22 protein-coding genes, 1 tRNA gene and 2 pseudogenes are annotated in these 21453 nt (G+C 65.0%); 12 read left to right on the top strand and 13 right to left on the bottom strand.

The window, feature by feature from the left end:
• Positions 1 to 35: 35 nt before the first annotated feature.
• The 5 genes and pseudogenes from K323_RS0115160 to K323_RS30540 all read left to right on the top strand — a co-directional run.
• Complete coding sequence (locus tag K323_RS0115160) at positions 36 to 1802, top strand: type IV secretory system conjugative DNA transfer family protein (protein WP_022886119.1); 1767 nt, start codon at positions 36 to 38, stop codon at positions 1800 to 1802.
• Between the two features lie 80 nt (positions 1803 to 1882).
• A complete protein-coding gene (locus K323_RS26430) occupies positions 1883 to 2395 on the top strand; it encodes a single-stranded DNA-binding protein (RefSeq protein WP_022886118.1) in 513 nt (170 codons plus the stop codon).
• 110 nt (positions 2396 to 2505) lie between these two features.
• Positions 2506 to 3171, top strand: coding sequence for a hypothetical protein (locus tag K323_RS26425; protein WP_022886117.1), 666 nt, complete (start codon positions 2506 to 2508; stop codon positions 3169 to 3171).
• Positions 3171 to 3404, top strand: a complete 234-nt coding sequence (locus K323_RS0115145; protein ID WP_022886116.1) for a hypothetical protein — start codon at positions 3171 to 3173, stop codon at positions 3402 to 3404. Before K323_RS26425 ends, K323_RS0115145 begins: the two co-directional genes overlap by 1 nt.
• Positions 3405 to 3623: 219 nt before the next feature.
• Positions 3624 to 4682: pseudogene (locus K323_RS30540) on the top strand (recombinase family protein); the annotation flags it as partial.
• Here K323_RS30540 and K323_RS30535 read toward each other — a convergent pair.
• From K323_RS30535 to K323_RS0115100, 7 genes are all read right to left on the bottom strand, one after another.
• Positions 4593 to 4898, bottom strand: a complete 306-nt coding sequence (locus K323_RS30535) for a hypothetical protein (protein ID WP_026851702.1) — start codon at positions 4896 to 4898, stop codon at positions 4593 to 4595. The pseudogene K323_RS30540 and the gene K323_RS30535 sit on opposite strands and share 90 nt — an antisense overlap.
• A 156-nt stretch (positions 4899 to 5054) precedes the next feature.
• Entirely contained in the window at positions 5055 to 5210 is a 156-nt protein-coding gene (locus K323_RS30530) for a hypothetical protein (RefSeq protein WP_245571002.1), read from the bottom strand.
• A gap of 90 nt (positions 5211 to 5300) precedes the next feature.
• Positions 5301 to 5372, bottom strand: a tRNA-Arg gene (locus K323_RS0115120).
• A 104-nt stretch (positions 5373 to 5476) separates the two neighbouring features.
• Positions 5477 to 6574: a CHAP domain-containing protein gene (locus K323_RS28980; protein WP_157509454.1), complete on the bottom strand. Its 1098-nt coding sequence runs from the start codon at positions 6572 to 6574 to the stop codon at positions 5477 to 5479.
• Positions 6575 to 6709: 135 nt separating this feature from the next.
• Positions 6710 to 7207: an HNH endonuclease gene (locus K323_RS0115110; protein WP_022886114.1), complete on the bottom strand. Its 498-nt coding sequence runs from the start codon at positions 7205 to 7207 to the stop codon at positions 6710 to 6712.
• 368 nt (positions 7208 to 7575) lie between these two features.
• The gene (locus tag K323_RS26415; RefSeq protein WP_245571001.1) at positions 7576 to 8427 is read right to left on the bottom strand and encodes a C40 family peptidase; all 852 of its coding nucleotides are present in this window, start codon (positions 8425 to 8427) and stop codon (positions 7576 to 7578) included.
• 252 nt (positions 8428 to 8679) lie between these two features.
• On the bottom strand, positions 8680 to 9390 hold the full coding sequence (locus tag K323_RS0115100) for an iron-dependent transcriptional repressor DtxR (RefSeq protein WP_022886112.1): 711 nt from the start codon (positions 9388 to 9390) through the stop codon (positions 8680 to 8682).
• Positions 9391 to 9478: 88 nt separating this feature from the next.
• On the opposite strand from K323_RS0115100, the gene serC reads away from it, so the two are divergent.
• Both serC and K323_RS30525 read left to right on the top strand, forming a co-directional pair.
• On the top strand, positions 9479 to 10594 hold the full coding sequence (gene serC, locus K323_RS0115095; RefSeq protein ID WP_022886111.1) for a phosphoserine transaminase: 1116 nt from the start codon (positions 9479 to 9481) through the stop codon (positions 10592 to 10594).
• A gap of 9 nt (positions 10595 to 10603) precedes the next feature.
• Positions 10604 to 10837 (top strand): DUF2530 domain-containing protein, encoded by a 234-nt coding sequence (locus K323_RS30525; RefSeq protein WP_245571000.1) that lies wholly within the window; start codon positions 10604 to 10606, stop codon positions 10835 to 10837.
• Positions 10838 to 11041: 204 nt separating this feature from the next.
• Here K323_RS30525 and K323_RS30520 read toward each other — a convergent pair.
• Positions 11042 to 11569: pseudogene (locus K323_RS30520) on the bottom strand (DUF3027 domain-containing protein); the annotation flags it as partial.
• Entirely contained in the window at positions 11562 to 11942 is a 381-nt protein-coding gene (locus K323_RS0115085) for a cold-shock protein (protein WP_026851701.1), read from the bottom strand. The pseudogene K323_RS30520 and the gene K323_RS0115085, both read right to left, overlap by 8 nt.
• A gap of 94 nt (positions 11943 to 12036) precedes the next feature.
• Between K323_RS0115085 and K323_RS0115080 the strand changes: the two genes are divergently transcribed.
• From K323_RS0115080 to K323_RS0115070, 3 genes are all read left to right on the top strand, one after another.
• The gene (locus K323_RS0115080) at positions 12037 to 12312 is read left to right on the top strand and encodes a hypothetical protein (protein WP_022886108.1); all 276 of its coding nucleotides are present in this window, start codon (positions 12037 to 12039) and stop codon (positions 12310 to 12312) included.
• Between the two features lie 35 nt (positions 12313 to 12347).
• Entirely contained in the window at positions 12348 to 14168 is a 1821-nt protein-coding gene (locus tag K323_RS0115075) for a helicase-associated domain-containing protein (protein ID WP_245570999.1), read from the top strand.
• Positions 14169 to 14240: 72 nt separating this feature from the next.
• Entirely contained in the window at positions 14241 to 15884 is a 1644-nt protein-coding gene (locus tag K323_RS0115070) for a DNA repair helicase XPB (protein ID WP_022886107.1), read from the top strand.
• A 12-nt stretch (positions 15885 to 15896) separates the two neighbouring features.
• Here K323_RS0115070 and K323_RS0115065 read toward each other — a convergent pair whose 3' ends face one another.
• The 4 genes from K323_RS0115065 to folE all read right to left on the bottom strand — a co-directional run bounded on the left by K323_RS0115065 (position 15897) and on the right by folE (position 19720).
• Positions 15897 to 16634 (bottom strand): pyrimidine reductase family protein, encoded by a 738-nt coding sequence (locus tag K323_RS0115065; protein ID WP_022886106.1) that lies wholly within the window; start codon positions 16632 to 16634, stop codon positions 15897 to 15899.
• A 74-nt stretch (positions 16635 to 16708) separates the two neighbouring features.
• The gene (gene folP / locus K323_RS0115060) at positions 16709 to 17632 is read right to left on the bottom strand and encodes a dihydropteroate synthase (protein WP_022886105.1); all 924 of its coding nucleotides are present in this window, start codon (positions 17630 to 17632) and stop codon (positions 16709 to 16711) included.
• Positions 17633 to 17658: 26 nt separating this feature from the next.
• Complete coding sequence (locus K323_RS0115055; RefSeq protein ID WP_022886104.1) at positions 17659 to 19005, bottom strand: NAD(P)/FAD-dependent oxidoreductase; 1347 nt, start codon at positions 19003 to 19005, stop codon at positions 17659 to 17661.
• A gap of 49 nt (positions 19006 to 19054) precedes the next feature.
• A complete protein-coding gene (folE, locus tag K323_RS0115050) occupies positions 19055 to 19720 on the bottom strand; it encodes a GTP cyclohydrolase I FolE (protein WP_022886103.1) in 666 nt (221 codons plus the stop codon).
• Positions 19721 to 19866: 146 nt separating this feature from the next.
• Here folE and K323_RS26405 point away from each other — a divergent pair, with 146 nt between their 5' ends.
• Positions 19867 to 20616, top strand: a complete 750-nt coding sequence (locus K323_RS26405; protein WP_022886102.1) for a helix-turn-helix transcriptional regulator — start codon at positions 19867 to 19869, stop codon at positions 20614 to 20616.
• A gap of 56 nt (positions 20617 to 20672) precedes the next feature.
• Positions 20673 to 21365: a response regulator transcription factor gene (locus K323_RS0115040; protein WP_022886101.1), complete on the top strand. Its 693-nt coding sequence runs from the start codon at positions 20673 to 20675 to the stop codon at positions 21363 to 21365.
• The last annotated feature ends 88 nt before the right edge of the window (positions 21366 to 21453 follow it).

The following is a 21453-nucleotide window of genomic DNA, read 5'->3' as shown; positions in this document are numbered from 1 at the left end:
CGCCAACACCCGCGGGGTCAGGAAGGTGGCCTCTTATGTCCGGTCCGGTGCAGGCGAAACCCGCCAACGATGTCGTCATCAATCTCGTCCTCGGAGCCCTCGTCGCTGGCGCGGGCTTCGCAGGGTTACTGCGGCTCGCCGGGAGCGTAGCCGCGTTCCTCGCCGGCCTCCCCGAACCCACCGGTGGGATCGCCACCGGGATCGCAGTCCTCACCAACGCTGCTGACCCAGGGACCCCGTTGGGCGCTGCCGGGTTGAACCCGGTCCTGTACTGGGCCCTCGTCACTGTGTTCCTCGGGATCCTCGGAACGGCAGGGTTCTACGTGTGGCGGGCCTTCCAACGGGACCGGGCGAAGGTCGATCCGCACCGCCTCGCAGGCACCGCCACAGCCAGCGAGGTCATCCAGGTCGCATCGGCGAAAGCGCTGGTGAAGAAGGCGGCCACGCTGCGCCCCTCACTGACCGGGAAGGTCAGTCCTGCCGATGTCGGATATCTCCTCGGAACAGGGAAGGGCGGGCAAGTGTGGGCGACGGTGGAAGACAGCATCCTGCTGATCGGACCACCCCGCTCAGGCAAAGGCCTCCACATCGTCATCAACGCGATCCTCGACGCACCGGGCGCGGTAATCACCACGTCAACGCGGCCGGACAATCTCACCGCGACGTTGAAGGCCAGGGAGCGTGTCGGCCCGGTCGCGGTGTTCGACCCGCAGCAACTCGCCCCAGGGCTCCCGGCCGGGATGCGCTGGTCGCCGGTTCGTGGCTGCCAAGACCCGCTGACGGCGATGATCCGCGCCAAAGGACTCGCCACCGCGACCGGTTTCGGAGGCGTCCAAGATGCCGGCTTCTGGGAAGGGAAAACGACCGCCGCGATCCAGACCCTGCTGCACGCTGCAGCGCTCGACGGGCGGGACGCGAAAACCCTGTACCAGTGGGCACTGAACCCGACCCTCGCCGCCGACGCGGTACGGATCCTCTCCTCCCACCCGAACGCGGCCGAAGGATGGGCGGACTCCCTGGACGCGATGGTGCAGGCAGACCCCCGCACCCGCGACTCCATCTGGCAAGGCGTCTCACTCGCGTTCTCCGCCCTCGCAGACCCCCGCGTCCTCGACGCCGTTTCGCCTGCTCCCGATATGGAGTTCGACCCGGAAACGTTCCTACGTGGCAACGGGACCCTGTACCTTCTGGCAACCGGTGCCGGAGCCGGAGCCTCCTCAGCGCTGGTCGCAGCGTTCATCGAAGATCTCGTCGAGACGGCCAGGAAGATCGCCGCCCGCTCACCCGGTGCCCGGATGGATCCACCGTTGCTGCTCGCGCTGGATGAGATCGGCAACCTCGCCCCATTACCCAGCCTGCCAATGCTGATGGCAGAAGGTGGTGGTACCGGGATCACTCCGTTGCCGGTGCTGCAGTCCTTGGCGCAGGCGCGGGAGAAGTGGGGAGAGAACCAGGCGAACGCGATCTGGGACGCCTCGATCGTGAAGATCATCCTCGGCGGCGCGTCCAACTCCCGCGACCTGCAAGACCTCTCCACCCTGATCGGTGACCGTGATGAGACCACCGACAGCGTCACCACCGACGCCTACGGTGCCCACTCCAACCAGCGCTCCATCCGCCGTGTCCCGATCCTCCCGCCCGACGTTTTGCGGACCCTGCCGTTCGGCACCGGGGTGGTAATGCTCCGCACAGCCCGCCCGATCATCACGGACCTGCGTCGCTGGCCGAAACGCGCCGACGCGAAAACCCTCCAAACAGACCGCACCGCTGTCGAGCAGGCGCTGCAGGCTGGCATCCAGTAACCGGACTCGCGGGTCGTACCTGTCTTGTGCCCCGGCAGCACAGCCGGCGGCGACCACGAGACCTCTGGAGGTACAACGCCATGGCAATCACCACGAAGGAATCCCTATCCGGGTTCATCGCATCCGACCCTGATCTGACGTTCACCGTCAACGGCGACGCCCGCTTCTACGCGCGGGTGCGGCAAGAACATTTCCAGCGCGAGGACAGTGGGTCGTTCACCAAGTTGGAGTCGACGTTCACCGATCTCGTGATGTTCCGCAAGTCCGCGGAGCGCGCCTACGCCCAGTTCCAGAAGGACGACGCGTTCATCGCCGAAGGCGAGACCCGCACCTACGCGCAGACGGTGAACGGCGAGGAAGTCCAGCGCGACCAGTTCGTCGCCTCCCGTGTCGGGCACGACAACAACATCACTACCTACGACGTCGACCGCAGCCGACCCGACCGCAATGCAGGACGCGATACCACCGAGCGGGAAAGCGCCGGTCAGGACCCGGTCGCTGCAGCGACTGCAGAACGTGAAGCGCAGCTCGAACCCGAACCGGCTGTCGCCTCCGTCGCGGCGGCCGCGGGTCCCGGAACCCTCGCCCGATAGGCCGGGTGCGGCGACCAGCCTTCTCGCCCTGACTGGTCGCCGCACCCTCCCGCTCCACAGGCGTGGAGCCACCTTCTTCTTTGCTCATTTCTGCCTTGGAGGCATCCACCATGAACGCTGACGACATCGCACCACCTGACCTGCCCGAAGACCCGGGCCTCGAGCAGGGTCCCGATTTCAGCGAGATCGACCTATCGGATCTGCCGCCGGAGGTTGCGGCGAAGACGAAGCAGTTCGCCGAGGAGGCCTACGTCAACAACATCGCCTCCCACCTGGGAGAGATACCGCGTCCGATCAACTGGCGACGTCTTCCGCCGGATGATCTCGAGCACGAACTCCTGGAGTTGAACGCCTGGGTCGACTGGCTGCGGCACGAGTACGGACTGCCCCCGCAGATCGTCCCGCCCATGTGGCACCGTCACCCCGAACTGTTGTGGGAGCTTTCGGCACTCCGCCAGCACTGGCTGTTCTGCTTCGACGCGCAAGCCAAAGGCAATCAAGCCCTGGCCTGGCATCACGACTTCGCCCAGGCTCGCGAGCGACTCCGGGATTGGGTCACAATTTCGGGCACCCGCCTTGACCGGGACCGCCCTACCCGCATCACCGTCTGGCCTGGCGGGGAAGCTGAAGGCTGGACCGAGCCCGACAACACGGAACGTCCGGTCACCGAACGCATCAAGGATTTCCTCGCGTTCGTTGACGAGCAGGTCGCAACACGGCGCGACGAACAGGACACCGTGATCCGCGCTGTCGTCGCCGACGGGGGTGCCGTCTGATGGGACGCACGCGTGTCTACCGCCGCAAGACCGACTACGTTCCTCGCGACGAGCGCGCCCTCACTGTGCGGGCAGTACATCGGGAGGAGCCCGATGTCGGCAAGCTCACCGAGATGATCATCCGCCTCGCTCTGCAGCGCGTCGCCGACGCCCGCACATCAAGGGAAGAAGCCGCTCTGCCGTCTTCTCTCAAACCCGGCACCCACCGCCCGAACACGGGTAGGCAGAGCTAACATCACAAGCCACGCCCCGTGACCGGCAGGTTGCGTCGGGCGCGCTATCAAAACAAGGGCGGACCCCGCTCGGAGCTCTTCTTCCAGCTTCCGGGGAATGCAGCCGCACCCCTCACAGGGTTTGCGAATCTCGAAGTCTCGCACGCGCTCCTTGACGCCAGTACCTCGCCCGGATCCGGGTCGTCTGTTTTCGTTGACGACTGATTCGGAGGAATCCTGATGGCTGCCCAAGCCACGCTCACCCCCACCCGAGAGGTGCCGGGTCTCCCGCTACCCGCACGCGACATGGCCGAAGCAATCTCCTACCTGCGTGTCTCCACCAAGGAACAAGCCGAGAAGGGAGGGAAGGACGAGGGCTTCTCCATCCCCGCGCAACGGGCGGCGAACCAGAAGAAGGCCGACACGCTCGGTGCGGTCATCGTCGAGGAGTTCGTTGACGCAGGTGAGTCTGCTCGCAGCGTGAACCGCCCAGATCTGCAACGCCTCCTCCGGTACGTGAAGGCGCACCGGGTCAAGTACTGCATCGTGCACAAGGTGGATCGGCTCGCTCGGAATCGTGCCGATGATGTCGCCATCCACTACGCCCTGCAAGAAGCGGGCGTCACCCTCGTCTCGGCGACTGAGAACATCGACGAGACCCCGTCGGGGATGCTGCTGCACGGCATCATGTCGACCATCGCAGAGTTCTACTCCCGCAACCTCGCCACCGAGGTCGTAAAAGGCATGACCCAGAAAGCGATGGGCGGTGGCACTCCCACGAAAGCGCCTGTTGGTTACCGCAACACCCTTGAGCGCGACGCCCTCGGCCGCGAGATCCGCTCCATCGCGATCGATCCCGAACGCTCCCACCTGGTGACCTGGGCCTTCCAGGCCTACGCCTCCGGCAACTACAGCCTCGCCGAGCTCCAGAACGAACTCGTCGGACGCGGCCTCACGACCCTGCCCACCCCGAGCAGGTCGGCCCATCCGATCGCGTTATCGTCCGTGCACCGGATGCTCCGAAACCCCTACTACAAGGGCGACGTCGTCTATAAGGGCGTCCGCTACGACGGGGAACACCCGCGCCTGATCGAACCCGAAGTCTGGCTCGCCGTGCAAGGTGTCCTGTCCGCGCACAATCTCTCGGGGGACCGCACCCAACGCCACGACCATTACCTGAAAGGCACCGTGTTCTGCGGAGCGTGCGATTCACGGTTCCTGATCAACCATGCCCGCTCCAGGCAGGGCACGATCTACCCCTACTTCGTCTGCTCCGGCAGACACCAACGCGTCACGGACTGCACCCAGAAGGCCATCCACACCACCGACGTCGAGGAACTCATCGCCGACTACTACCGCAACATCCGCATCCCACCAGCGACCATCGACGTGCTCCGCGAAACGCTGAACGCCGAGCTGGACCGCCTCACCGCGTCCGCAGGAACCGAAGCTGCCGAACTCACCGCCAGGCGCACGAGAAACCTCGCCGAACAAGACCGGCTCCTGGATGCACACCTCGCCGACGCGCTCAGCCTCGAGCAGTTCAAAGCCAGACAGGACAAGCTCCGCGCCGAATTCGACGACATCGACTCACGCCTCGCCGAGCACCACAACGACTACGCCGAAGCACGGCTGCACATCAACGACTGCCTCGAGCTCGCCGCGGACGTCTCACGGATCTACGCCGGATGCGACGACCAGACCCGCCGGCTCTGCAACCAGGCCTTCTTCACCAAGATCTACATCGACGAGGACAATATCATGCGGCCCGTCCTCGCCGAACCGTTCAACATCATCCTCGACCCAGAGAAGGCCCGCGAAGCCCACGACTGGTCCGCCAAGCGAGCTGCTGCTCCCAACGAGTCCGACGTCCCTGCACCAAGCATTTGGTTGCAGGTTGGAACGTCGAACATTAAGTGCCCCTGGAGGGACTCGAACCCCCAACCATTTCCTTAGGACGGAACTGCTCTTCCATTGAGCTACAGAGGCTGACCCGACAAGTTTAGCGGCTCAGCGCGACGCGCCAATTCCGCGCGAACGCGCCATGCGCGCCTGGTGCATGGGCGCGCAAATGGCGCGCGCCCTCGATACACCTACGCCGGCGGGTAGAGGAACAGCGCGACCTCGCCGCTCGGGATCGTGCGCGTGTGGTACGCGTGATCGTTGCCCCAGTTGTACTCCTCAAGCACAACTGTGCCGTCGCCGGGGACAGACTGCACATACGCCACGTGGTTGCCGTTGAACCAGGCCACCGCGCCGACCACCGGCTCATTGCTCGTGGCCCACCCGTGGCTCTCCCAGGCGCTCGCCCACGCGGAGGCGTTGCCGCCGTTCGGCGTCATGGTCTTCCAGGTCCAAATCCAGTTGCCGGCAGAGGCTCCGGCATCGCGGTTCAAGCGCCACGCCACAAAGTCAACACATTCGCGGTAGTAGTACCCGAGCGGTGAAAGCCCGCCGCCCTGGTTATCCGTCGCCTCATACGGCCACGGATAGTCGTCACCTTCGGCCCGCGGCCCGCGCACTGCCCACGAGCCTGGAGATGCCGCGGCCGCCTCGGCCGCACGCTCTGCTGCGGCGGCGCGCTCGGCTTCCAGCGCACGCGTGGTCAACTCTTCTTCGGTCGTCGCCGAGAACCCATCACGAGCGACAGTGACCCGCGCCGCTGACGACGCGACGTCGAGATCCTGGGCGCCGTCCGTGGTCAGAATATGAGCAGCGGATGCTCCACCAGCGATTTCGCCGTTCGGCGCGAGAGCGTAGGCCGGCAGCGCCATGGTCATGAACAATCCCGGAATGGCTACCAACGTCGCCGCAACTCTCAGCGGGCTCCGTCGTTTGGAGGCGGGCTTGCGGGACTGTGCTGCAAACGTGGGAGCCGGGGCGGGGCGCGAACCCGCGAACCCGCGAACCCGCGCCGCGACATCCGGAATCATGACATCTGACGGCTTGAGCGGAACGCTCGGGCCGGACCCGGACGGCGCAATCGAAATGGCCTCAGGGATGCCTGGCGCAGTGTCATCGGACGCCAGCTGGCCAGTCGTCTTCACTCCACCGTCGACCGAGCCGGACGACGTTTCAGCAGCTTCTGCAGCGGCACGCTGTTCGCGCAACTGGCGGCGCGTGGGAAAAGTGCCACCGATCTCAGAGGAATCTGCGTTCTCGGGAGAACCGGACATGCCGGGCTGGGTCAAAAGACAATCCTCTGGAATACCGGAATCGGGCGGTGGGACTCCCCTACCCTATTCGACCGGCTCGGAGATGTCACGCTCAAACGTTATCTTTCCGTGATCTGATCACGGAATGATCTCGGTGAGCCGTGCAACAGGTCATGCGGCAGGAGCCAGGTACGCGTCCCACTGCGGCAGCGGCCGCTCAACCCCGCGCATCACCCAGCCCGTTCCCTGCGGCATCCGAGGGTCGACCAGCATGTTCCAGCCCATCTCCGACGGCGTGTGATCACCCTTGACGTTGTTGCACCGCAGGCAGCACGCCACCAGGTTGTCCCAGGTGTCGCGCCCGCCACGCGAACGCGGCAGTACGTGGTCGATGGTGCTCGCCGACTTGCCGCAATAGGCACACCGGTGATCATCCCGACGCAGCACGCCGCGCCGACTGACCGGCACCGCCCGTGCTCGGGGAATCCGCACATACCTGGTGAGCAGGATGACGCTGGGCCGCTCCCAGACGCCCGACGCAGACCAGACCGGGTGCTCACGGTCGATCTGAACGACCGTCGCCTTCCGGTTCATGACCAGCACGAGTGCCCGCTTGAACGAGACAACGGCAAGAGGTTCGTAGCCCGCGTTGAGGACCAGGGTGCGCATGCGATTCCTTTCGAAAGCGACTGGACGGCTTCCAGCCATTCGAACTACCGGTCTGATGCAACGAAACGGAGAGAACAGGCAAACAAAAAGGGCGCTGTCATCACGACAACGCCCCAGGGGCCACAGTGTGGCTCCCGCATATCTGACTGCTGTGCCAATGCGCACAGGAGTGGCGCTGATCCATGGTGTGGATCGTGCCTTTCTCGCGCATGGGCTCTCCCGAAGGTCCGCAGAACATCAGAAATTCAGGTTAACCCACTTTTCAGCCACGTCGAACCACTGGCGCGCCGGTTTACCGCGCCGGTCACGGAGAATTCACACCAGGTTCAGCGCGCTCGGGACTCGGTGTCTCAGGTGACCCGTTCGACTCAGATGCCGAGGCGGACGATGTAGTAGTCGCTGGTCCAGATCGGCTGCACACGAACGGATGCGCCTTCATACGGCGCGTGCAGGATGTTGCCGTTCCCTGCATAGAAACCATCGTGCCCGTCCATAATGACGAGGTCACCCGGCTGAGCGTCCGCCTCGGAGATACGGGTGCCCGCTGCTCCCTGACCGGTTGAGGAGTGCGGCAGGCTGATGCCGAACTGCGCATATACATACATGATGAGCCCGGAGCAGTCGAAGCCGGCCGGAGTCGCCCCGCCGTACACGTACGGAACGCCCAGGTACTGGGAGGCGACGTTGTACACGGATGCGAGGTCGAAGTTCGGGTATGGCGGGTTCGCCAGGTAGTCGGCGACGGATGGACCGTCATAACCGGCCGCGTACGTCTCCATCTGTGCCGCGACCTCAACACGCCTGGCCTCCGCGGCCGCGGCTTCGGCCGCCGCCGCGAGCTCTTCCGGCGTTGTGGCCTTGAATCCGTCACGAGCAACGGTCACGGTGGACGCCTCGTCGGCGACGTCGACCTTCTGCGCGCCGGTCTTGGACAGCTGGGTTGACTCTGTCGCGGCGAACTGGGCGTCGTTCGAGCCGGGCGCGAACGCATAGGCGGGGAGGGCGATCGTGGCCACGAGTGCGCCGGCGAGGGCCATGACGACCACGTTGCCGATCGGCCCGCGTCGCACTGAACGCTTGAGCACCGGGCGGCGCGGTGCCAGCTGGTTCGAAGCCGAGCGATCGTGCGTCGTTGACGCGATTTCCGCGTGGGCCTTCTCAGCGGCCGTCGTGGCCTGATGGGTTTCTGAACGGAATCGCTTCATACCAAATGCAGCCAAAGTGTCAACCTCCGGCGCCCCGGCAACACTAGGTTGTTGCCCTGTCCATGCGCAGATCGCGTATGTGTACCGATATCAAGAGACAGGCTCGGGAGACGTCTTGATTCGGGCCCTTCGACCGGCTTCTGGTCTGTGGGACAGGTTCGAGGCTACGGGACGTTCACCTGTTTGTCACCTTCAAAAGGGACTTTTCTAACAGAATGGTAACGAAAATCCACCGCTGTCCCACCGATTTGGAACGATGCGAGCCCGTCAGGATGCGGCAAGGCCAGGTGTTTCCACAAAGATGTGACTCGCCACCTCGTTGGGAAGTTCGAGCCCGTCGCCGAAGCCGTCTACTTGAACGAGCACATACGAACCCGCCGCCGAGAACACACCGGTCGCCCCCGGCATGACACCGGATTGCTTGAGCTGCAAGAGCAGATCAGGGTCGAACTGCACCGGCTCGCCTAGGCGCCGAATGACGGCCGTCACCGGTTCGGTCGCGGCTGCTACGACGGCAACGATGTTGGTGACGCCGGTCATGAACGCCGCGGCCGGCGTGTGGCCGAGTTCGGCGAGACCTGGGATCGGATTTCCATACGGCGACTCCGTTGGGTGGCCGAGCATCTCCAGGATCTTGCGCTCGACCTGCTCACTCATCACATGCTCCCAGCGGCATGCTTCGTCGTGTACGTACTCCCATTCGAGCCCGATCACGTCGCTGAGCAGGCGTTCAGCGAGGCGGTGCTTACGCATCACGTGCACGGCCTTTGAACGGCCCTGCTCCGTGAGCTCGAGGTGACGGTCGCCTGAGACCACAACGAGCCCGTCGCGCTCCATCCGGGCAACGGTCTGGGAGACCGTGGGCCCCGAATGGCCAAGACGCTCGGAGATGCGTGCACGAAGAGGAACGATGTCCTCTTCCTCCAGGTCGAGGATGGTGCGGAGGTACATCTCAGTGGTATCGATCAGATCAGTCATCCCCAGCCTCCCGCTCGGCCCGTCAACCGCGTTTGTCACGCACTGGCACAACCCTACCCGTGGTACCAACGCCAGTTAGAATCGCCTCATGCCGGATCTGAAAATTCCCTCCAAGTTGCTGCCCGTCGACGGTCGATTCGGCTGCGGCCCGTCCAAAGTGCGGCCTGAGCAGCTGGAGCACCTGATGCGATCGGTCGGCATCATCGGAACTTCCCATCGCCAGGCTCCGGTCAAAGATCTGGTCGGCCGGGTGAGAAAGGGACTCGGCCAGTTGTTCCGCATCCCCGACGGCTACGAGGTCGTTCTCGGCAACGGCGGTTCAACGGCATTCTGGGACGCCGCAGCCTTCTCGCTCATCGAACGCCGCAGCCAGAACCTGGTGTTCGGCGAATTCGGACAGAAGTTCGCGGCTGCGGCGAAAACACCGTTCCTCGAAGCCCCAGACGTGATCAATGCACCGGCCGGTTCACGTGCCGAGTTCGTCGTCACCGAAGGCATCGACGTCTATGCCTGGCCTCAGAATGAGACCTCAACGGGCGTCATGGCCCCCGTCACCCGCGTTAACGGCGACGACGGCGCACTCACCGTCATCGACGCAACGAGCGCCGCCGCCGGAATCGACTTCGAGGCGAGCGAAGCGGATGTCTACTACTTCGCACCGCAGAAGAACCTCGCTTCAGACGGCGGTCTCTGGCTTGCCCTCTTCTCCCCCGCTGCGATCGAACGCGTAGAGCGCATCGCCGCCAGCGGACGGTACATTCCCGAGTTCCTCAGCCTGAAGAACGCGATCAGTAACTCACGCCTCAACCAGACGTTGAACACGCCGGCCGTGACCACCCTGCTGCTGCTGGAGAACCAGCTCGACTGGATTAACGGCAACGGTGGCCTGGCCTGGGCATCTGCCCGCACCGCCGAGTCGTCTACTGCCCTCTACGACTGGGCTGAACAGGCCGACTATGCGACCCCGTTCGTGACGAACCCCGCCCATCGTTCGCAGGTCGTGGTCACGGTTGACTTCGACGAGGCAGTGGATGCCGCGGCCGTCGCGAAGGTGCTCCGCTCCAACGGCATCGTCGACACCGATCCATACCGCAAACTGGGGCGCAACCAGTTACGCGTTGCCACCTTCGCCGCCATCGATCCGAGCGATGTGCACCAGCTCATTTCCTCCGTCGACTATGTCGTCGAACACCTCGGACGATAGCGAAGACCCGTGCGCTTCTGGCTGAAAGACAGCGAGCGACGCCCTGACCCGCTGCCCGCGCGCACAGATGCGCGCAAGGCATACTTCGCGGGATCAGCGGCGTGGCTTGTCGCCCTCATTCTTGTCGTCGTCTTCGCTGAACCCCTCGCCGTCGCCGGACTCGGCTGGTGGCTCTGGTGTGCCATCCTCGGCCTCGGCCTCGGCCTCGTCGGCCTCGCCTGGGTGCAGTTCCGACGCCGCTAGGGCCTCACCGAAGTCGATTCCATCGAGCGAATCGTCGCCGAACTCGTCGATGTCACCATCGATATCGTCGTCAGTGTCGTCGTCATCGTCTGAATCGTCATGTTCGCCGTCGCCGTCGCCGTCGTCATCTCCGGCACCCTGCGCTTCGGACGCAGCCTGTGCAGAGGCGAGCTCCTGCGCAGCCCGATAATCGGACAGGCGGTCCGACCACGGAACCCAGTCAGGGGCAAGGAGGGCCGCCTCCCCCGGCATCAGTTCGGTTTCCAGAACCGTTGGCGCGGAGTTCGCATCGATGCGCGATAACGTCACCGTCCAGTTCCAGCCCGGATAGCCGGTCATGGTGCACTCGAAGAGAAGCGATAGAACGTGCTCGCCCTCCACGATGTGTCCGACCGGTTCGCCGACGGTGTCGGCCGGCGTGTCTTCGAGCAAGGCGGCTCGCGCCAGTTCGACCGAAGCCAGCAGCACATCGTCGGCGTCGATCGGCTCGGCCGGCACCTCGACTGAGATCTCTTCGGCGGCGGGCTCGTCGGCGACCGCTTCGGCGGCGACCGCTTCAGGAGCGTCCGCCGCAGCATCCGTCTCCGACGCGGCCGTCACTTCAGGAGCGTCCGTCACTTCAGGAGCGTCCGTCACTTCAGTAGCGACCGTGGCATCCGTCTTCGCATCGTCTGTTCGTGCCGGCTTGCGCGCCGGCACGTCGAAGGGAAAATCGAGCTCGGACTCAGGCATCCAGTTCCTCTGCCACCTTGCGGAGCATGGCGGCGATCTTGCGGCTGTGCGAACTCTCCGGGTAGCGACCCCGGCGCAGGTTCGCGCCGATACCGTCAAGCAGCTTGACCAGGTCTTCAACGATGATCGCCATGTCGTCTGCGGGCTTGCGGGTGATCTTCACCAGGCTGGGGGGCGATTCGAGCACGCGCACAGAAAGCGCCTGCGCGCCCCGCTTGCCGTCTGCGATGCCGAATTCGAGCTTCGTGCCCGCCTTCACCGTAGTACCGGCTGGCAGGGCCGAAGCGTGTAGGAAGACCTCCTGGCCTTCATCAGAACTGATGAAGCCGAAGCCCTTCTCTTCGTCGTAGAATTTGACCTTGCCGGTGGGCATCTGAACCTCGATGTGTTTCGGGCGCGCTGAACTGCGCGTCATTACCACCAGCATATTCGCAAACGGCGCCGTCGGGCCTGCGTATCCTTGAATGGTGACCACACCAATCGCCGACAGCACCAGCAGGACCGAACGAATCCTCGCCTACATGGTTGCGGGCGTGGTCGGACTCTCGATCCTCGCCTTCATTGCCATGCTCATCGGAACCGCCACCGGGGTCGGCGACAACGACGGCTTCAGCCAGGGTGTGTGGCCGTTTGTCATCACTCTTCCGCTCTTCGGGTTGCCAATCGGCTTCATCCTCCTGATCGGGCTGCTGGTCGTCAACGGCATCCGCCGCGGTCGCGAGGCCAAAGCGAAGCGCCCGTAGCCGCCATGCTGATGCTCGCGACCAGACTCAGAGCCATGGACGATGCCGCCTTGCATCGTGCCCTCACCCTTCGTGATGTCGCGACCGGCGGCATCCGCGACTTCTTCGATCTCGCTGATTCGCTGCTCGAACCCGACTCCGTTCAGAACGCGCTCACCCGTCTCGACCGCGGCACACTCGCCGTACTTGCCGTCACGGGTGAGAGCCCGAACCCGCCGACGATCTCCGAGCTTGCCGCACGGCTCACGGTGTCGGCCGGCCGCACGGTGACGGCAACGGATGTCGCAGAGCGCGTCGCAATTCTGGACTCCCGTTTGCTCCTCTCGCTCGGCGACGACCGGCTCACTCCCTACGACGCCGTCACTGCGCGACTGCGCGCCTGGCCCGCCGAAGGATTGCCATCTGCCGAAGAGCTCGCGAACGAGCCCGCACCCTCGGCCCTTGCCCCCGTCTCCGACACCGACACCCGGTTCACCGACCGCCTCGCCGCAGAGAGTGCATTCTCTGTGGTGTCGTCGATTGCGGAATTGATCAACGAGCTCTCACGCGAACCGGCCAGGGAACTCAGCCGCGGCGGCATCGGGCTCCCAGACAGCAAGCGCCTGGCCGCAGCGATGTCGGTCGAGCTCGAGTCCGTCGTTCCGTTGGTGGCGATCGCGACGCGGGCGAAGCTCATCGGCCTGGACGACGGACACTGGCTGGAAACGGACCGCGGTGAATCCTGGCTTCTCGACGGAACCGCTGCGCGCTGGATCACGCTTGCGGCGTCGTGGCACGCTGCCCTGCCCAGTGATGTGCGTGGCATCCTCTCGAGCAGACCTGGGTTGTCGTGGGGAGAGGGACTGCGTGGTTTCGTCGGCTGGCTGTATCCGGCGGGCGGAGAGGTGATGGACGGCCGCATCGCGGAGTTCGCCCGCGACGCTGAACTGATCGGAATCACCTCCCACCACACCACGTCGACGGTGGGAGCGGCTGTGCTGTCTGGCGACCTCGACGCAGCCGTAGCCGGCATCGCTGAGGCGCTGCCCGATGAGGTCGGCCAGGTCTATCTGCAGCACGACTTGTCGATCGTCTCCCCCGGTCCGCTCGCACCGTCGATCGACGCACGACTCCGCAGCATGGCAGACGTGGAGAGCCGGGAGCTGGCTTCCAGCTATCGCATCACCCACTCATCGGTGAACCGCGCCCTGGCGGCCGGTGAGAGCGCCGAGTCTCTGCTCGAGTTTCTCCGCGGAATCTCACTGACCGGCATCCCTCAGCCCCTCGAATACCTGATCACCGACTCGGCCGCCCGGTATGGTCGGGTGCGGGTCGGCGCTGCCCTGCCCGGCGACGCGCTGCAGCGCAGTTACGTGCGCTCAGACGATGCCGCCCTGCTCGGCGCGATATCTGTCGACCAGACCCTGTCGGCCCTCGCGCTCAGCGATGCCGGCGAGGGCAGACTCACGAGCAGGTTCACAGCGGATGTCGTTTTCTGGGCACTGAGCGACGCTCGCTACCCGGTAGCGGCCGAGAACAGCGACAGCGAGATCGTGCACCTCCGCCGGCACCAGCTCGCCCGCGTGAGAACTCCGCCGATAGCGGACCCACTCAAAGTACTGATCGAGACGCTGCGTGCGGGCGACGGCGGCGAAAGCGCGGCGGCCGGCGCCTGGCTGGCCAGGCAGCTCGACGTGGCGATCCGTGCACGACAGACCGTCACCGTGAGCATCGCCATGCCGGGTGGTGTGGTCGTCGACTACCTCCTCGAACCCGCGAGCGTCGGCGGCGGCCGGTTCAGGGCCAGGGACCGACGAGCCGACATCGAACGCACCCTGCCGCTCTCCAGCATCATCAGCATCACACCAGAGGCCTGACCGAAGCGGCAGACGACGCCATCGTGAGGGCGGTGCACAGGGAGTCCCGATCCGGGCGTAGGATTAAGGGCTATGTCTGATGGCCCCCTGATCGTCCAAAGCGACCGCACGGTTCTGCTCGAAGTCGCCCACCCCCTGGCAGAAGACGCGCGCCACGATCTGGCGGTGTTCGCCGAGTTGGAGCGCGCTCCAGAACACATCCACACCTATCGCATCACCCGCCTGGGATTGTGGAATGCACGTGCGGCCGGCCACGACGCCGCCGACATGCTGCACACCCTGGAGACGTACTCGAAGTTCGCGATTCCACAGACGGTCTCTGTCGACATCACCGAGACCGTCGGACGCTACGGGCGACTGGTGATCGAGCGCGATGACGAAGGCCAGCTGATCCTGGTGAGCCGTGACCAGGCCGTACTGACCGAAGTCGCGAACGCCAAGCGGATCTCCCCGTTGCTCATCGGGCATCCGTCACCCGACTCGTTCCTCGTCGAGCCCTGGGCCCGCGGGCAGCTCAAGCAGGAACTGGTCAAGCTGGGCTGGCCTGCAGAAGACCTGGCCGGCTACACGCCAGGCACCCCACATCCGATCGCACTCAACGAGTCTGACTGGGCACTGCGCGACTATCAGAACAAGGCGATCTCCAACTTCTTCGAGGGGGGCTCAGGGGTCGTTGTACTTCCCTGTGGCGCTGGCAAGACGCTGGTCGGCGCCGGAGCGATGGCGACCGCGAAAACGAACACCCTCATCCTTGTCACCAACACGGTTTCTGCGCGCCAGTGGCGCGCAGAGTTGATCAAACGCACCAGCCTGACCGCAGAGGAGATCGGCGAGTACTCTGGGCAGGTCAAGGAAGTCAAGCCGGTCACGATCGCGACCTACCAGATCCTCACGGCGAAGCGGAAAGGCGAGTACGCCCACCTCGCGCTGCTCGACGCCATGGACTGGGGTCTCGTGATCTACGACGAGGTGCACCTGCTGCCGGCTCCAGTGTTCAAGCTGACCGCCGAGCTTCAGGCCAGGCGGCGCCTCGGTCTCACCGCGACGCTGGTGCGCGAAGACGGCCGGGAGGGCGACGTATTCAGCCTGATCGGCCCCAAGCGCTTCGACGCTCCGTGGAAAGAGATCGAGGCGCAGGGGTTCATCTCACCCGCCGCGTGCTACGAGGTGCGGATCGACCTGCCGCAGTCAGAGCGCCTCAGCTACGCGGCAGCGGCCGACGATGAGCGCTACCGGATGGCGGCGACCGCACCAGCCAAGCTCGATGTCGTCAAGCAGCTGGTCGAGAAGCACAGGGGCGAGCGGATCCTGGTGATCGGCCAGTATCTCGACCAGATCGATGAACTCGCAGAGGAGCTCGGTGCTCCGAAGCTCACCGGTGCGACACCGGTCGATGAGCGGGAGCGGCTGTACCAGGCGTTCCGGGTCGGCGAGGAGAACGTGCTCGTGGTATCGAAGGTGGCGAACTTCTCGGTCGACCTGCCAGAGGCGACGGTGGCGATCCAGGTGTCAGGATCGTACGGATCACGGCAGGAAGAGGCACAGCGCCTCGGTCGCCTGTTGCGCCCGAAGGAGTCTGGCTTGTCGGCGAACTTCTACACGCTGGTCGCCCGCGACACCGTCGACCAGGACTTCGCCCAGAACCGGCAGCGGTTCCTCGCGGAGCAGGGGTACAGCTACACGATTCTCGACCTGCAGACACTCGCTGCCGCGTAGCAAGCGACGTCATCAACCAGCGGGGTGGCTCCGAAGGCGGTGGTAGCGGAGAAAGAGCATGTCGCCGGCGGGCAGCGCGTGCATCAACTTCATGGAGCGCGAGGCCGCTGCCCCTCCGCGCGCAATACGCCCAGCAGAACCGTTCTCCAGCACTGGGCTGAGGGTCAGGCAGAGCTCGTCGACCCTGTCGGCATCGATCAGCGTGCCGAACAGGTGAGGGCCGCCCTCGCAGAGCACCTGGGTGAGCCCACGTTCGGCGAGCGCTTCAGACATCACCCCGCAATCGACTGCCGCCTCCCCGCACACCAGCACTTCGGCGACTTCGCCGAGCGCCGCACGCCGGTCAGCCGGCGATGCCGCGTGGGTGATCACAATCGGTCGCCCGTCCGCGTCAGTGACGGCAGCCTCAGTGAAGAACGGATGCTCCGGTGAGATGTCCAGCCGTGACGAGACGATCGCGACCCTGGGCTGCGGCGGCAATCCGGCATCAACGCGCCACGCGGCATCCGAGTCGCTGAGACGCACACCGCCGTACCCTTCTGCCCGCACGGTTCCGGCACCGACGACGATGACGTCGGAGAGCATGCGGAGGGTGTCGAAGACCAGCCGGTCGTCGTCGTTGCCGAGGCCGCCGCTTAGCCCGTCGTGGGTTGCTGCACCGTCGAGACTCGAGACGAAGTTCACGCGCAGCCACGGTGACACACGGTCGACAAGACGGTACTGTTCGATGACCTCGTCGCGGTTCAGCATCTCACCAGAGTCCTTTCGTCGATACGCGTTCAGCCGACATGCGTTCAGCCGACATGCGTTCAGCCGACATGCGTTCAGTCGACATTGTGCCGGAGGTGCACCGGCTCCCGAAAGCCGAGGATCGCCTCCGTCATCCGCGCCGCGTCGACGGCTTCACTCACGTTGTGCATCCGCACGATCCGAGCGCCCTGCAGGATGCAGTAGACCGCGGCCGCCAGCGAACCTGACACCCGCTCGCCACGTTCGCGATCGAGCGTCTCGCCGATGAAGTCCTTGTTCGACACGGCAGCGAGAACCGGGGGCCCGAGTTCGGTGAGCTCCCCCAGCCGGCGGGTCAATTCAAGCGAATGACGCGTGTTCTTGTTCAGGTCGTGGCCGGGATCAACGACGATCCGTTCGAGCGGCACACCGCGCGACACGGCCAGGTCGACCCGCTCGCGCAGGAACGCGGCCACCTCGCCGACCACATCGTCGTACTGGGGCGACGGGTACGGCGTTCTGGGGGCGGCGAGGCTGTGCGTGATGACGAGCGTCGCATCGCTGTCGGCGACGACCTCTGCCATGGCCGGGTCGTGCACCCCTGTGGTGTCGTTGATCACGTGCGCGCCGGCGGCGAGGGATGCCAGCGCAACGTCTGGCTGGAAGGTGTCGACCGAGATGATCGCCCCAGACCCCCTCAGCGCTTCGATCACCGGAACGACCCGATCGATCTCCTCTTCGACCGGAACCGCCGGCCCCGGCGCGAATTTGGCACCTCCGATGTCGACCCAGTCCGCGCCATCGGCCATCGCCTGGCGCGCGGCGGCGACCGCTGCGTCAAGCGCGAAGTTCGCGCCCCTGTCATAGAACGAATCCGGCGTGCGGTTGACGATCGCCATCACGGCGACCTGCCGGGAGAAGTCGAAATCGCGCCCGCCGATACGGCGTACCGGATGGAGCAGCATCGGCACGATCGCTCCACGAGGCGTGCTCACCGTGGCGGCCGGCGCAGCATCCATAACGGGTCCTCAGTTGGGTCTATCGGTCAGGCGGGTTCCGGCTGGGTGGTGATCAGTGCTTCCAGACTATTGCTTTCGTCTGCCAGCGCCGCCGGGTCGACAGAGACGCGTGAACGGATGAGGTTCTGCACGGTCTCGTTCACGTCCCAGACGTTCACGTTCATGCCTGCGACCACACGGCGGTCGGCCACCCAGAACGCAATGAACTCCCGCTTGTCGCGGTCTCCCCTGAACACGACGTCGGCATCCTTCGCCAGTTCGCCGTAACCGGAGTACTCCATTCCCAGGTCGAACTGGTCGGTGTAGAAGTACGGAATCTCGTCGTACTCCACGTCTGAGCCGGCCATGGACCTGCCGGCTGCAACGCCGGCCTTCTCCGCGTTGCCCCAGTGCTCGATGCGCAGGTGGTGGCCGAGAACCGGGTGGAAGACGCTCGCGACGTCGCCGACCGCGTAGACATCGGGGTTGGAGGTGCGGAATGAGGCGTCGACCACGATGCCGTTGTCGACGTTGAGTCCGGCGTCCTTCGCCAGGCCAACGTTCGGAATGGCGCCGATACCGACGACGACGACATCCGCAGGCACAATCTCACCGGCGTCAGGTCCCGTGTCGGAAGGGCTGTCGTCATGATCACCGTCGAGCAGCACCCCGGTCACCCCGCTCGCGACACCGACGATCTCCTTCACGCCGGTCTCCATTCGCAGAGTGACGCCGTTCTGGCGGTGCAGTTCGCCGAACACCGAACCGACTTCGTCACCGACCGCGACGTTCAGCGGCACCGTCTCACGCCCCAGTACGGTGACCTCGTTGCCATACTGCCGGGCAGCGGAGGCGACCTCGAGGCCGATCCAGCCTGCTCCGACAATCACCACCTTCTTGCCGCCGGCCTTCAGCGCCTCGTGCAGGCTCTCGGACTCGCCAACGGTGCGCAGGTGGTAGACACCGGGCAGGTCGACTCCCGGTCCGGGGAACCGCCGCGAGCCGGCACCGGTCGCCAGGAGCAGCTTGTCGTAGTGAAGCACCTCACCATTGTCGAGTGTCACTTCATGGGTTTCCGTGGAGAGAGCGGATGCCGTGCGCCCGCGAAGAACATCGACATTCTGTTCTGAGTACCACTCGGCCGGATGCACGAAGATCGAGTCTCGTTCTGCCGTGCCGCCGAGGTATTCCTTCGACAGCGGAGGGCGGATGTATGGGAATTCATCCTCGCCGGCGACCAGCACCACGCGCCCCGAGAAACCCTCTTCCCTGATGCCTTCGGCCGCGCGTGCCCCGGCGAGCCCGCCCCCCACGATCACGAAGGTCGCGGTGTTGTCTGACGTCGCGGTGTTATCTGAAGTCGCGGTGTTGTCTGACGTCGCGGTGTTGTCCATGTCAAGCTCCTATCGGTGTGAACGGGTGGGCGCTCTGCTCGCACGCGGTTCAGCCGCGCAGACCGCAGAGAGCGAAAAACTCTTCCCTGGTGCGAGCGTCATCGCGGATCAGGCCGTGTAGCGCGCTCGTCGTGGTGCGAGCGCCCTCCGCCTGCACCCCGCGAAGGGACATGCAGGCGTGCTCGGCCTCGATGACGACGCCGACTCCGCGCGGCGAGAGCTTCTCGTCGAGCCAGTCGGCGACCTGCTTGGTCAGGCGTTCTTGCACCTGAAGATCGCGCGCGAAGAACTCCAGAACACGAGCGAGTTTCGAGAGCCCCAGGATGCGTTCGCCCGGGAGATAGGCGATGTGGGCTACGCCCGTGAACGGCAGCATGTGATGTTCGCAGAGGGAATGGAATGGGATGCCCTGCACGAGCACCAACTCGTCGTACCCCTCGTCATTCGGAAAAGTGGTGAGCGCGAAGTCGTGCGGCGTCAGCATCTCGATGAACGCATCGGCGACCCGTCGCGGAGTGTCTGCCAGGTGCGGGTTTCGGACGTCACGGCCGAGCGCCGTCAGGAGATCGGCCACGGCCACGGTCGCCGCCTGCCTGTCGAAGCCGCTGCCCGTACTGGGACTGCCCGTACTGGGACCCTCGCCTTCGACGACGCGCAAAGGGCTCGCTCGCAGGGCATGGTCCGGCGGCTCCTCGGTTCGTTCCGCGATCGACATGGCTTCCTTTCCGCAACTGCCGCACCGGCCGAGCATTCCCAGGGCGGAGAACCCACACCGTCTGGATACACCGACTGGATACTCTGACGCTATGGCCCGGGAAATCTTTTGTCAAGATCGATTGGTTTTAGAGTTAGACTGATGTCATGATCGACCCGGCCATCGGCATCCCGCCACACAGCACACCGTCGCGGGGCGCCGACGAACTCCGACCAGAGGCAGCGACACCCCGAACGACGAAAGACGCGAGCCTCGCGACGCTGACCGCACTCGCCGACCCGAACCGCCAGGCCCTTTATACCTTCGTGTCTCGAAGCGCTGAGCCGGTGGGCAGGGACGCCGCGGCTGCAGCCGTCGGGCTCTCCAGGGGAACGGCGGCCTTCCATCTCGACAGGCTTGCTGCCGAAGGGCTCGTCGACGTCGAGTATCGACGACTGAGCGGTCGCTCAGGACCAGGGGCCGGACGCCCGGCCAAGCTCTACCGACGCACGGCGGGCGAAGTGAACGTCAGTGTGCCTGAGCGCCACTATGACCTCGCCGGCGACCTCCTCGCCGGCGCGATCGAGCGTTCCATCGAGACCGGCGAGCCTGTGCGTTCGGCGCTCAGGCAGGTCTCCGCTTCGGCCGGGCGCGAAGCCGGCGCTGCGGCGCGGTCACTTCCAGGCGCCCTGGAAGACCACGGTTTTGAGCCCCGTGCGGACGGCAACGACCTGGTTCTCGGCAACTGTCCCTTCCACCGTCTCGCCCAGAAGCACACCGACATAGTCTGCGAACTGAACTTCGAACTGGTCACGGGCCTCGCCGAGGGGTCCGGCGACGACGCACACACCGTGCACAGCGACCCTGGCGCAGGCAACTGCTGCATCCGCGTCTCCCCCACACACGTCACCGCATGAGGCGACACACCGTCCACTCTCAGGAAAGCCCCAGCTAACGCGCAGATAATTGCGGGATGACCGATGGCCCCCGCATTCTTATAGTCGACGACGAGCCCAACATCAGGGATCTCCTCACCACCAGCCTCCGTTTCGCCGGCTTTGCCGTGCGCGCGGTCGGAAACGGCGCACAGGCGATTTCCGCCGTGCTGGAGGAAGAGCCCGACCTGATCATCCTCGACGTCATGTTGCCCGACATGAACGGATTCGGCGTCACCAAGCGCCTCCGTTCGGCCGGTTACACGGCCCCCATCCTGTTCCTCACCGCAAAAGACGACACAGAAGACAAGATCACCGGCCTCACCGTCGGTGGCGACGATTACGTGACCAAGCCCTTCAGCCTCGATGAGATCGTCGCGCGTATCAAGGCGATCCTTCGCCGCACCATGCACGCTGACGAAGACGCCGTGATCCGCGCCGGCGAACTGACCATGGACCAGGACACGCACGAAGTACTCGTCGGCGACGAGCCGATCGAGCTCAGCCCGACCGAGTTCAAGCTCCTGCGTTACCTGATGCTGAACCCGAACCGGGTGCTTTCTAAGGCACAGATCCTCGACCACGTCTGGGAGTACGACTTCAACGGCGATGCTGGAATCGTCGAGTCCTACATCTCTTATCTTCGCCGCAAGGTTGATGCGCACTCGAGCGAACCGCTGATCCAGACCAAGCGCGGGTTCGGCTACATGCTGAAGGCCAACAAGGCGTAGCAGCCGTTTTCACCGACCTCACGACAGTGATAGCGTCGTGAGGTCGCTCGGGCTCAATCCACGCATCCGCGCGGGAAAACGGGGAACG

The sequence above is a fragment of the Glaciibacter superstes DSM 21135 genome (genome assembly GCF_000421145.1).
Lineage (GTDB): Bacteria > Actinomycetota > Actinomycetes > Actinomycetales > Microbacteriaceae > Cryobacterium > Cryobacterium superstes.
Note: the sequence above shows the minus strand (reverse complement) of the source record. Positions and strands in the feature narration are given on the sequence as shown.